The sequence below is a fragment of the Amycolatopsis rhizosphaerae genome, from assembly GCF_007713715.1.
Taxonomy (GTDB): Bacteria; Actinomycetota; Actinomycetes; order Mycobacteriales; family Pseudonocardiaceae; genus Amycolatopsis_E; species Amycolatopsis_E rhizosphaerae.
The window spans coordinates 1-10,721 of record NZ_VJWX01000241.1 but is presented as its reverse complement, the minus strand read 5'-3'; the positions used below and the strand labels follow the sequence as shown (position 1 = coordinate 10,721).

The 10,721-nt window shown below is 66.4% G+C and carries 11 protein-coding genes; 7 read left to right on the top strand and 4 right to left on the bottom strand.

All coding sequences use genetic code 11. The features are described 5' to 3' along the window. On the bottom strand, positions 1-298 hold a 298-nt coding region (locus FNH05_RS22185; protein ID WP_144590637.1), incomplete at its 3' end, for a hypothetical protein. Between the two features lie 28 nt (positions 299-326). Further along, a complete protein-coding gene (locus FNH05_RS22180; protein WP_144590636.1) occupies positions 327-1,532 on the bottom strand; it encodes a helix-turn-helix domain-containing protein in 1,206 nt (401 codons plus the stop codon). Between the two features lie 317 nt (positions 1,533-1,849). Here FNH05_RS22180 and FNH05_RS22175 point away from each other — a divergent pair, with 317 nt between their 5' ends. The 7 genes from FNH05_RS22175 to FNH05_RS22145 all read left to right on the top strand — a co-directional run bounded on the left by FNH05_RS22175 (position 1,850) and on the right by FNH05_RS22145 (position 7,650). Beyond that, complete coding sequence (locus FNH05_RS22175) at positions 1,850-3,076, top strand: helix-turn-helix domain-containing protein (protein WP_144590635.1); 1,227 nt, start codon at positions 1,850-1,852, stop codon at positions 3,074-3,076. A gap of 452 nt (positions 3,077-3,528) precedes the next feature. Beyond that, entirely contained in the window at positions 3,529-3,822 is a 294-nt protein-coding gene (locus FNH05_RS22170) for a GntR family transcriptional regulator (protein WP_342781595.1), read from the top strand. A gap of 122 nt (positions 3,823-3,944) precedes the next feature. Then, the gene (locus tag FNH05_RS22165) at positions 3,945-4,100 is read left to right on the top strand and encodes a lasso RiPP family leader peptide-containing protein (protein WP_222426678.1); all 156 of its coding nucleotides are present in this window, start codon (positions 3,945-3,947) and stop codon (positions 4,098-4,100) included. A gap of 12 nt (positions 4,101-4,112) precedes the next feature. Next, positions 4,113-5,939 (top strand): albusnodin/ikarugamycin family macrolactam cyclase, encoded by a 1,827-nt coding sequence (locus FNH05_RS22160; protein WP_144590634.1) that lies wholly within the window; start codon positions 4,113-4,115, stop codon positions 5,937-5,939. Further along, on the top strand, positions 5,923-6,192 hold the full coding sequence (locus tag FNH05_RS22155) for a PqqD family peptide modification chaperone (RefSeq protein WP_186382676.1): 270 nt from the start codon (positions 5,923-5,925) through the stop codon (positions 6,190-6,192). The genes FNH05_RS22160 and FNH05_RS22155 overlap by 17 nt, the downstream gene beginning before the upstream one ends. Further along, positions 6,189-6,641: a lasso peptide biosynthesis B2 protein gene (locus FNH05_RS22150; protein ID WP_144590632.1), complete on the top strand. Its 453-nt coding sequence runs from the start codon at positions 6,189-6,191 to the stop codon at positions 6,639-6,641. The genes FNH05_RS22155 and FNH05_RS22150 overlap by 4 nt, the downstream gene beginning before the upstream one ends. Next, complete coding sequence (locus FNH05_RS22145; RefSeq protein WP_144590631.1) at positions 6,634-7,650, top strand: protein-L-isoaspartate O-methyltransferase family protein; 1,017 nt, start codon at positions 6,634-6,636, stop codon at positions 7,648-7,650. Before FNH05_RS22150 ends, FNH05_RS22145 begins: the two co-directional genes overlap by 8 nt. Before the next feature lie 123 nt (positions 7,651-7,773). Here the strand turns inward: FNH05_RS22145 and FNH05_RS22140 are convergent, their stop codons facing one another. Together FNH05_RS22140 and FNH05_RS22130 are read right to left on the bottom strand one after the other, a co-directional pair. Continuing rightward, entirely contained in the window at positions 7,774-8,163 is a 390-nt protein-coding gene (locus FNH05_RS22140; RefSeq protein WP_144590630.1) for a hypothetical protein, read from the bottom strand. Positions 8,164-9,291: 1,128 nt separating this feature from the next. Beyond that, positions 9,292-10,488 (bottom strand): tyrosine-type recombinase/integrase, encoded by a 1,197-nt coding sequence (locus FNH05_RS22130; protein ID WP_144590629.1) that lies wholly within the window; start codon positions 10,486-10,488, stop codon positions 9,292-9,294. Positions 10,489-10,721: the final 233 nt, after the last annotated feature.

Sequence of the window (10,721 nt, the reverse complement as noted above, 5' to 3'; positions counted from 1 at the left end):
GGTTTCCTTGGGGTGGGCTTGCGGCAGTGCTGTCCGCGCCAAGACCCTGCAGGTAGCCCTGCACGGCATTCGTCGCGCTTTCCAGGCCTTGGTGCCGATCGGCGATGGCCTGTTGGGCCTCGGAAACCGCTGCCAGGGTTTGGGCGGCCAGCGGGTTGGGAGAAGTCTGCCAGACCTGCGTGAACAGCTGGCTGGATTCGTCGAGCAGACTGTTGGCGTCGGTGAGATGGGCCCGCGCGTTGCCGATCAGCTGGAGCGCCACATGAAGCTGCGCGATCACCTCGCCCAGTGACGGCATGCGTTTTCACCTCGGCCCGGAGGGCTTGTCAAGAGTTCTGGACGCCGGCCCATGCGGCGAGGCGCGCGACCGGATCCGTCCGCCGGCGAGCCCGTGCCAGCGTCCGGATGGTCTCGTGGACCATCGGGTGGTACTTCGTCTGCTGCGGCGAGATTTCCTTGGCCCTGTAGAGGCTGCGGGTGGCCTTGTCGAGGTCACCGTGCAGCAGGAAACCACGCGCGACATCGATCCAGTGGTGGCCGGCACGTTCGCGTTGGGTCTGGGGTGGGATGTCGAACCGCTGGGCGCGCTTGACCGCCTCGGTGCCGTCCATTGCCTCGACCGCGAGACCGACGGACCAGATGTTGACGTTGGTCGGGCCGAAGCAGAGGCGGTAGTCGTCCCGGTCAGCGCCGAGTCTCTGGGCCGCTTCGTTGGCCTCGTTCCAGTGAGCGTCGGCGGTGGCCAGGTTGCCGGCCCGGGCGGAGGCCAAGCCGGACTTGAGGTGGAGGCTGCCCCACACGGCGAGGGTGGGCGCGTCGTTGCTCGAGATCTGGTCGGCGATGCGGGCGCGGCTCTGTTCGAGCAGTCGGAGAGCGCCGTTCCAGTCGGCCGCGCCGATCATCTCGCCCGCGCGTTGATAGTCGCCGACCAGGACTGCCAGTTCGTCGCCACTGCGTTCGGCGGCCCACTCGTAACGGTCCACAGCCAAAGAGGCCAGGTCGATGTATCCGAGCTTGTAGGCAGCCTGGCTGGCCGCGTAGTAAGCCTCGGTCAGCAGCCAGTAGGCCCGCTCCTGCTCGGCCCCGGTCGTACTCCACACTTGGGCGCGCAGCTCGGCGAGCAAACCCGGAAGCTCGCTACCCAGAGCATCGAGGTTGACCGCGTGACGATGGTGTGATGCCAGGGCAACCGCTTTCGCTAGATCGTCCAGCGAGCGTGGTTGCACGCCCTCGTCGGGTGCGACGTTGTACGCGGCGAGTTCCCTCCTCAACGGCGGGATCGTGGCATGAAGCCGGTGTTCCATACGAGTGCGTTGCGCGAATGGTTGCCCCAGTAAATCCGCGACACCGGTATTGAGCGCACGTGCCACGGCGGCGACGAAGGCCGGGGAGGCGGGCGCGCGGCCTTGCTCGACCTTGCGCACCAGCGATGCGGACACGTTGGCCTTGCTGGCCAACTGGTTCTGCGTCAGACCAACCAGCTTGCGCCATTCGGCAACTCGTTGCGCGACACCGCTTTCCGCCTCGTCCATGAGGTTGCCCCTCCATCCGTCAGTGGCGTCCCGGACTCAATGCTACGGAACCGACTCGGCGCGACCAGGACGTTCACCCGCTTCTTGTCACTGCTTTGTCACTTCGCGCTGAAGACACTCCTTCCGGTCGCCGCTCGGCCCGAACGACTGAGAAGCGGTGGTGGCCCTGCTGCGGACTTCGCCAGGGTCGCCTCCGTCTTCCAGGATGCTTGCCGAGACCGCTGTTACCCTGGTTCGTACCTCCTCGCGGAGGTTGTGCCCTCGGTCGACGGGCTGGGGATCTCTGCGAAGAGAACACCGCCGCGGAGGGTGATGCGATGAGCTCGCAGCCGGACTTGGACCTGCCTGTTGGCCGACGTATTCAGCACGAACGTCAGCGTGTCGGCATGTCCCGGCCGGTGTTGGCAGGCCTGGTCGGCCGGTCCGCCGAGTGGCTCAAGGCCGTCGAGACCGGCCGCCTCCAGGTTCCGCGACTCGGGATGTTGCTCAAGATCGCGCAAGCGCTCGGCCTCGACGACCTCGCCACGCTCACCGGGAACGGGTTCGCGGTGCCCGTGCAGGTGTTCGCCGGCGAGCGGCACGCTGCGCTGTCCGCGGTACAGGCCGCGCTCACCGAATACCGCATTGCCCCGACCGCCCAGCCTCCGAACGTCGAGCATCTCGCGATCCGGCTCCAGCAGGCCTGGCATGTCCGCCACACGAGCCCAGACCACCGCACGCAGCTTGGCTTCCTCCTGCCAGGGCTGATCCGGGACGCGCAACTGGCCGTCCGGTCCGGCGCTCACGAGAATCGGCGCGACGCCCGGCGGGTCTTGGCCGGCGTCTACCGGCTCGCCGACTTCTATGTCGCGTACCAGCCCGCGCCCGAACTCGTGTGGATGGTCGCCGACCGGGCGCTCAGCGAAGCACAGGAGGCTGACGACCCATACGCCATCGCGGGCGGAGCATGGGCGATGGTTCAGGCATTGCGCGACGCCGACCGCTGGGACGAAGCGATTCAGCTCGCCAAGGATGCGATTCGCCAGCTTGAGCCCCACCTGGGCCGGGCTCCGGACGATTGGCGCGGGATCGTCGGTGCTCTCGAAGCCGAGATCGCGTACGTCCAGGCGCGTCGGGGCCGGCACGGCGAGGCGTGGGCGCACCTGGAACGCGCCGATGCCATCGCCCGTCAACTTGGCCCCGGTTACCGGCACATTCAGAGCTCGTTCTCGATGTCGGTCATAGGAGCACATGCGACCACGCTTGGCGTCGAGCTCCGCCGGTCTGGTGAGGCTCTGCGGGCCGCGGACGGATTCGAAGCGGACTCGATTCCGTCGCTCGCGCGGCGCGCTCGACATTTGATCGAGGTTGCCCGGGCCCATCATCTGCGGGACGAAAGGCCAGCAGTGTGGGCATTGCTGAACAGCTCCGAGCGCACCGCACCGGAAACCATCCGCTACAACGGGTTCGCCCGGGAGATGCTGCTTGATCTGCGTCGGCGGCCTCCGACCGGACTGCATGAGGACGTTCATGACCTCTGCCGGCGTGTTGGGCTGGCGGCCTAGACCATCCGAGTGAGGGTACAAAACGTACCCAACGTTCACTTGTCGCGTTCGTAGTTTCACCCGCGGCGAGACGGGGAGGTGAGCGTTGAGTACGACCGTGGCGGAGGCCGCCGCGCTGGAGCGGTCGGGGGCCTTGCGGGACGCGGGTTGGCGGTTCGTGCACCACTGCGAGAACGGCGTGGTGGTGCTGATCGACGGTGTGTACGGCTGGCCATCCGGCTACGCGGATGCGATCCGCATCTACGACGACCGCAACGCCGGGGGTATTCGCGTACGGCGGGACGGGGCCGTCCTGTGGCGGTTCGCAGGCGGGCTGGCGGAGGTGGTCAACGCCCTTGGCGCTGCCCGTGCCCGGCGTTCCGCCCGGGGGCACCAGTTCGTTGCAGCGGTCACCTTGGCCTTCCTTGCCTGCATCCATCACGAGAACACGGACTATCAGGAGGAGAATCACCGTGTTGAAGACGGCATCGCCCGACAACGTTCGGGCACCCCGAGGGTTCCAGCGCATGCAGGTGCCCGACGACATCGTCGGCTACGCCTACGAATGGGTCGCCTCGCACATCGAGAGCCTCATCGCTGACGGCTCACTCCCGCCTCGTACTGCGTTTCCTTCGGAACGGGATCTCGCCGACCTGTATGGCGTTTCCCTTGGCACCGCCAGGCATGCCACCCGCCTGTTGCGCAGCCGTGGACTCGTGGTCACGATCAGGTCCAAAGGCACCTATGTCACCCCGCGAGAGGGATGAACCTGAGTTTGGCAGAGTGCCAACCAATCGGCTGAGTGGGTGCTCTCTCGGGAAACCGCTTGCGCGATCACTGAAAGGTGAGCATGATCTTCGGCGGGTGAGCACACGGGAGAGGTAGAGCCGTGATCAACGGCATGGAAACCGCAACCCGGTCGAATGACGAGCGTGGCCAACTGGAGTACCAGGCGCCGGCCGTGATCGAACTCGGTGGTGTGGTGGAGTTGACCAATGGCAACTCCGATGACGACACTGCCGACATGAAGCAGTACTACTACTGATCGCCACGAACGATGTGGTGGTCGGCAAGTTCCGCCGACCGTGGTGTCTTCCCCACACCACCAGCTGACGAGCGTCCGAACTGGACCGTTGTCGACGCCGGATGGTTGCGGCTGCGACACGGCCAGTTCGGGCCTTCGGCCGGTCTGCGTCGAGTTGACGTAGCCGGTTGCTGTCTGCTGGTGATTGGCTTCTGCGTCACACCTTCCGGGGAGCTGTCGGGTATCGCCGCGCGCGTTGCGGGCGGCGATGGCTCGGCCCTGGCGCGGGTGCGTGGTAGTCGTGTGGTGATCGCGGTACGGCGAGATGACCTTCTGGTGATGGGTGACCTTGCTGGTCAGCATGTGGTGTTCTTCGCGCGCACCGATGACGGTGAAGTCGTGCTCGGCTCGCACGCCAGCGAACTCGCACACCACACCGATCGGTCGCTGGATCCTTCGTGGCTGGCCGCGCGACTGCTGGTGCCCAACGCCTCGGATGTGTGGTGGACAGGTTCCCCATGGCGCGGTGTGCGTGCGGTACGGCCCGGTTGGGCCTTGCGCCTCACTCGCGAGGGCCAGGCGACGACGACGTGCTTGGACTCGTTTCCGCAGCCACACGGGCGACTCAGGAAGGCAGGCACGGAGCTGCGGACAGCTTTGACCGAGTCGGTGCGCAACCGGGTTGCCGCCGCAAGTCGGCCGACGGTCGATTTGTCGGGCGGCCTGGACTCGTCGACCGTCGCCGTGCTGGCAGCCGGTGCGGCGATGGAGCAGGTACCGGCGATCACGCTGACTGCTGACGGCGTTGAGGACGTCGAGATCGCGGCAGCTGTTGCCCGTGCCGTGCCGGGGCTTGCTCATGAGCAATGGCCGATACCGGATGCGGTGCTGCCGTATTCCGGCCTGGACGCTGTTCCGGTCGTGGATGAGCCGGATTCCAACGTAGCCACCCTGGCCCGTTCCCGTTGGTGGCTACGGCTGCTCGCGGAGTTCGGCTCGGACCTGCATCTCAGCGGTGATGGCGGCGACGCGGTCTTGATCGCGCTCCCGGCATATTTGGCCGATCTCGCGTGTCCGCGTCGTCTTCCGGAGCTGTGGCGCCATGTCGCAGGCTGGGCCCGGCTGCGGCATCAGGCACCACACGCGCTCGTTCGCGCCGCTTCAGCAGTGCGGCGAACCAGCTATCGGGCGGCGTTGCAGGCCGAGGCGAAGCGGCTGAGAGGTGTCGCACCGAGCGCATCTGGCTGGGCCCGCCTGGTGGCGTGGGTCGAGCACAGCCGGGTCGCCGAGTGGATGACACCCACGGCGCGGAACGCTGTCGCCCAACGGCTTGACGAGCATGCCGATGCCCACCCGTCACCGGTTGTGCCCGGTGAGCTCGGTATCGGCGACGCCCTCTCGTGGCTTTCCCTGGCCACCTTCGGGCGGGCGCAACGGCTCTACACGGACCTGGCGGCAACGATGGGAGTGGATCACCACGCCCCCTATCTCGACGACACGGTGGTCCGGGCCTGCTGGTCGGTGGCCGCATCACTGAGGACGACCCCTGACCGTGCCAAACCGCTGCTGCGCTATGCCATGGGTGAGCTGGTGCCGCCCCAGTTGATCGGGCGCCGTACCAAGGGTGACTACACCGCGCTGGTCTACCGCGGGCTCCGCGAGAACGCGCCCATGCTGCGCGAAGTGCTCACCCGCTCCCGGCTTGCCGAGTTGGGAATCATCAATGACCGAGCGATCCAGACCGCGATCGACAGGGCGGCGGCTGGGGTGCCGATTCCGCTCGGCGCATTTGACGCCGTGGTCGGCACGGAGTTGTGGCTACGTGGCCAGGAAAGGAACCGCCATGCATGTCTCGATTGAGCCCGACGTCTCGGCATGCTCGATGGACGATGCCGGGCTGGTGCTGCTGTCCGAGCGAACTGGCCGACTGCATCGCTGCAACCCGACGGCGGCCGCGATGTGGACGGCCCTCCTCGACCATGACGGGCACTCTGAGCCAGCCGCGGTCGCCGTCGCCCAGCGGTTCGGGACGGACCTCGCTCGGGTGCGGGCCGATCTCGGTGCCTTGCTCACCAGCCTGAGCAGGGCTGGCCTGGTGATGGTCGGACAATGAGCATGCCGATGGCCACCGGCAATGCCCGGGAGCGGCCGATGTTGATAGCCGAGCTGGCGGGGGCCGCGGCCGGGCTGGTGGCCTGGCTCGTGCTTCGCGCACTGCGTTTCGATCGCATCACCGCGATCGTCCGGTGGCTGATCAACGCCCGACCGCGGCATGCGAGCCCTTCCGAGATCGCGCGAACCCTGCGCGGGATCGATGCGGGAGCACGCCTGGTACCCGTCCGGGTGGCCTGCCTGGAGCGGTCGCTGGCCGGTGTCCTGCTACTCGCCGCCCGGCGTCGGGGCGTCACCTGGCAGATGGGCATTCGCACACCCCCGCTGGCCTCTCACGCCTGGCTCAGCGACCCCGACGGCGAGCCGATCGGCGAGGCCTCCAGCACAATGCAGTACCGAACAATATTGAAGATCTCCCCGCGACAACAAACCGGAGAAGCACGTGTCTGAAACCGTCGCCGCCGCGGCAGCCGCCACCGACTACGACTCCTGGGTCAAAACTGAGGATGGCGGCACAATCCCGCAAAGTTCCGCGGCGAAGAGGATCAGCGCCATCCTGGAAACCGCGGACATCCAGCCGGGCATGAACGTGCTGGAAATCGGGACAGGATCCGGGTATTCCGGTGCACTCCTGTCACACCTGGTCCGCGACCACGGGCGCGTCGTGTCGATCGATGTCGATTCCTCGCTGACCGACCGAGCCGCTCTCCTGCATAGCCAGGCCGGCCACCACAACATCGAGGTTCATCCAGCGGACGGGTTCGCCGGCTGGGAAGCAGCAGCACCCTTCGACCGTATTCTGGCCTGGACAACACCCCACGTCCTGCCACAGCCCTGGGTGCAACAAGCCACCCAAGGCGGCGTGATCGTGACGCCGGTGAAGATCGCCGACATCGCGTGCGCCAACGCCACGATCCGCTGCACCGTCCGCGGCGACATCGAAGACGGGAGCGTCTACCCCGGCAGCTTCATCGAGATGGCGCCAGAGGTCGTCACTGACCTCGCAGTACCCATCCGTTTCGTCGACGCCACCCGCATCGCCGACAACCAGCCGTCGTGGTGGATCAGCGCACAGGCCCTGCACGGTCAGCCCGACACTGTGGCTCGCGCACTGCTCGACCAGGCGCACGAGGCCGCACCCCGGCCTGGGTTTTTCGTCGATGGTCGCGTCGCCTGGGAGGCGTTCACGACCTACGTGCTGGCCCGATCGCCTCACCCTGCCAGTGTCGGCGGGGCTCACGGCTGGGGCATCGGCGTGGCCGTGGCCGACAGCGTCGCTGTTGTACTGCCCGATGGGGGTCTTCTCGTCGCGGGATCCCGTCAGGCACACGACGAACTCCACGCTCTGCTGACCGAATGGATCGAATTGGGCAAACCCCACCACGAAAGGCTGCAGCCTGTATTCACCCCCGACCCGGAGGGCTGGAGCGTGCGAGTCAAGCTCCGTGACCTCGACTAGTTTTAGGAGAAAGAGAAACGGCGGGGCCGCGCTTGCCCCGCCGTTTCCGTTACCAGGATGCGGTTCTGGGGTGAGCACACGTGTTTGTCGTGTGTTACCGCAACCTGGCAGTCCGTAGGGTTTTCAGTCCGTTCCTTCTCGAGCAGACCGCCGGTACACGTCGTGCGAGGCGATTGAGAGCTCGATCTTCTTGCCTTGCCGGTCACCAAGTGCTGCCTGCTGGACGTACGGCCGAGCCCGGAGCGACGTGCTCACGGCGCGGTTGAAGTCGGGATCGCGACTGGGCCAGTGCCATCCCGGCAGTAAGCCCCGCTCGCGCTGACGCAACTGATCGGTGGCCTCATACACGCCGGTTCGCTCTTGAGCCAGCCGCGCAGCCAATTGCGCAACCGTAATCTTCATCTCGCCCGGTTCTGGCTGCCGCCGAAGCCACCGTGCGCGCACCAGGCTCAGCAGACCATAGGCCGACGGCGGCCCGAACACGACCAAGCCCATCAGCACGAAAGGATTCACGACAGCAACACCGCCAGCTCGGCACCCGCAGCCAAGCGAGACGTGAACGCGCCCCCGGCCATGGCCTAAAAGCCTTCCCGCAAGCGATACGCCAATCGCACCGGATCACACGGCCACCCCTGCCCACAAGCAGTGCACTGCGAGGTGCCAGGGCGGGGTGCGTGCAACAGCAGGTAGAGGACAACCAAGCTGTAGAGCTGTGCCGGTTCAGGCACTCGCTGCTCCGGTTGCGCCAACGCGTTCTGTCCCCGTTGCCAGCACGTGGGAACCAACCGCCTCGCACGCTCTATCAGACGTACCGCCATGACCTGCCTCCGTCTTTCCGGCCGGTGAGCACGGGCGACACGCCGTCTCGACGATGCCGTACTCAACATGAGGGCAGACAGGGACGGCCGTTCGGTAGCGGCTCAGACCTCCGTGACAACGGGATGCGCATCCGTGACCGCCGCCCCTGCCTGCATTGAACGCGGCGAGGGCCTGGGGTGGAGCCGACGTCGGCGTTCACTGGGCGCCACGCCACGCGACCGGTCGGGGGAAAAGACCCGTAGCAGTGGTGCCAGGAACACGGTAAGCAAGCGGGCGGCACCTGAAGTGACAAGAAGGTGACAGTCTGTTTGGCCTACTTCACCTGGCCTGCTTTTCTGGACGCTGCATACGACTGACCACAGTGGTACGTCCTGGGGCGGTGTTCATGGCCGCCTTTGGCCCTAACCTGGGTAGGCCAGTGGGTTAACCTAATAGACGACTTGTGGGGTCGGCCGCCAGCCGGCGGCCGCGGCCAGGTCGCAGTCAGTGCGCAGAGGCTGCTGAGTAAGGCCAGCCCAAGCCACGGGATCTCCGCCATCCGGCCGTTCGCCAGGTCGAACACCGTGCCGGTGCCGAGGTTTCCCTGCAGGATGCCCAGGCCGACGATGGTGTTGTAGAAGTCTTACGTGGCCACCAGCCGCCCGCCCGACAGGTGGACGACGGTGTCCATTTCGAACGGGAAGACCGCGATCGTGGCCAATGCCAGCATCCCGGCGGCTACGCCGATGTCGACACCCGTCTCGTGCCGCCTCCGTCAGCGCGAAAAATGGCTGCTGCTGGACCCGCGGTTGAGCTCGATCAGCGTGTCAACCGAGGTGGAGATCATGCGGCATCTCGCCAGGTGGTCTGTTCGGGTGGTGTGGTGTTGTCGGCGGTGGCTTTGTCCCAGCGGGTTTGGAGTGCGTCGAGGAGGCGTTGTTCGACGGTGCGGGCGACGTGGGAGTAGGTTTCTTGGACTTTGTCGGCGAGGACGTGGCCGAGGCGGAGTGCTTGGGCGATTTCGGGGACGCCGTCGTCGATCATCCAGGTTTTGTGGCTGTGTCGAAGTCCGTGGAACTTCAGCCCTGGTTTGATCGGACGGAGCCGGACCTGGGGGTTGGTGATGGTGGCGTTGCCGTCGGCGGCGGGGCGGAAGGCGCGGCGGCCGAAGTTGCTGCGCCGGTGGAGTTCTTTGTGCGGGGTGATGAACACATGCGGATGGTCGTGGGTGTCCAGGTGTGCGCGGAGCAGGCGGACGAGGAACGGCGGCAGGGTGATGGTGCGGGCGGATTCTTCGGTTTTGGGCGGGCCGAGGAACGGGGCGCCTTTGTTGGGTTCGTGGAGTGCGCCGAGGTCGGGGTCGACGATGAGGTGGCCGGTGTCATCGTTGTAGAGGTGCAGGTTGTGGCGTTGGAGGCCGACGAGTTCGCCCCAGCGGGCTCCGGTCCAGGCGGCGGTGACGACGAGCACTGCACCGCCTGGGCCGTATTTGAGGGCGATTTGGTCGGCGATTTGGAGTACTTCGGCGGGTTCGGCCCAGATTTTGCGGGGTGTGCGTTGGGTGCGGCGGCGTCGTCCGCGTCGGCGGGCCTGGATGGGGTTGGCGGCGATGAGTTTTTCGGCGGCGGCGTCGGCGAGCATGAGGGAGAAGCATTTGATGATGCTGTCGACGGTGGTTTTGGCGAGTCCGGTGGTGCGGAGTTTCTTTTCCCAGGTGCGGACGGTGAGGTTGGTGATGTCGGCGAGGGCGGTGCCGCCCCATCGGGGGCGGATGTGTTTGTTGAGGAAGCTGCGGTAGTTCTCTTCGGTGCGTTGGTCGATGTCGAGGGATTCCAGCCAGTCGGGTGCCCAGGCGGCGATGGTGATTTGTCCGGCGGTGGGGTCGATCCAGGTGCCTTTGCGTTGGTCGGCTTCCATGTCGGCGATGTAGGTGTTGGCGGCGGTTTCGTCGGGGAAGCCGGGCAGGGAGCCGATGGTGCCGTCGTCGCGGCGGTAGCGGACTCTCCAGGTGGTGTCGCCGGTTTGTTCGGCCCAGGGCATGGTGAACTCCTTCGCTGTGGTGTGGGGGTCACGTTGATGCCGGCGTCCATGAACGCTCCGTCAGGTCCAAAGGGCCAGTGGTTGCTACGAAAAACTTCGTCCTCCGTCGTCGATCGGTTGGTGTCAGCGGGAGTGTGGGTGTCTGCGCCGCGGGGAGCGACGGGTGCGCTGGGGGGATGAGTTGGTGGGGCGGCTGCCGTTGGTGACGATGGTGTGCAGGTCGTTGTCGGAGA

Bases quoted from the DNA above. Each gene is read 5' to 3' on its own strand.
- FNH05_RS22180 (WP_144590636.1), bottom strand. From the start codon at position 1,532: ATGGACGAGGCGGAAAGCGGTGTCGCGCAACGAGTTGCCGAATGGCGC.
- FNH05_RS22175 (WP_144590635.1), top strand. From the start codon at position 1,850: ATGAGCTCGCAGCCGGACTTGGACCTGCCTGTTGGCCGACGTATTCAG.
- FNH05_RS22160 (WP_144590634.1), top strand. From the start codon at position 4,113: ATGTGGTGGTCGGCAAGTTCCGCCGACCGTGGTGTCTTCCCCACACCA.
- FNH05_RS22155 (WP_186382676.1), top strand. From the start codon at position 5,923: ATGCATGTCTCGATTGAGCCCGACGTCTCGGCATGCTCGATGGACGAT.
- FNH05_RS22150 (WP_144590632.1), top strand. From the start codon at position 6,189: ATGAGCATGCCGATGGCCACCGGCAATGCCCGGGAGCGGCCGATGTTG.
- FNH05_RS22130 (WP_144590629.1), bottom strand. From the start codon at position 10,488: ATGCCCTGGGCCGAACAAACCGGCGACACCACCTGGAGAGTCCGCTAC.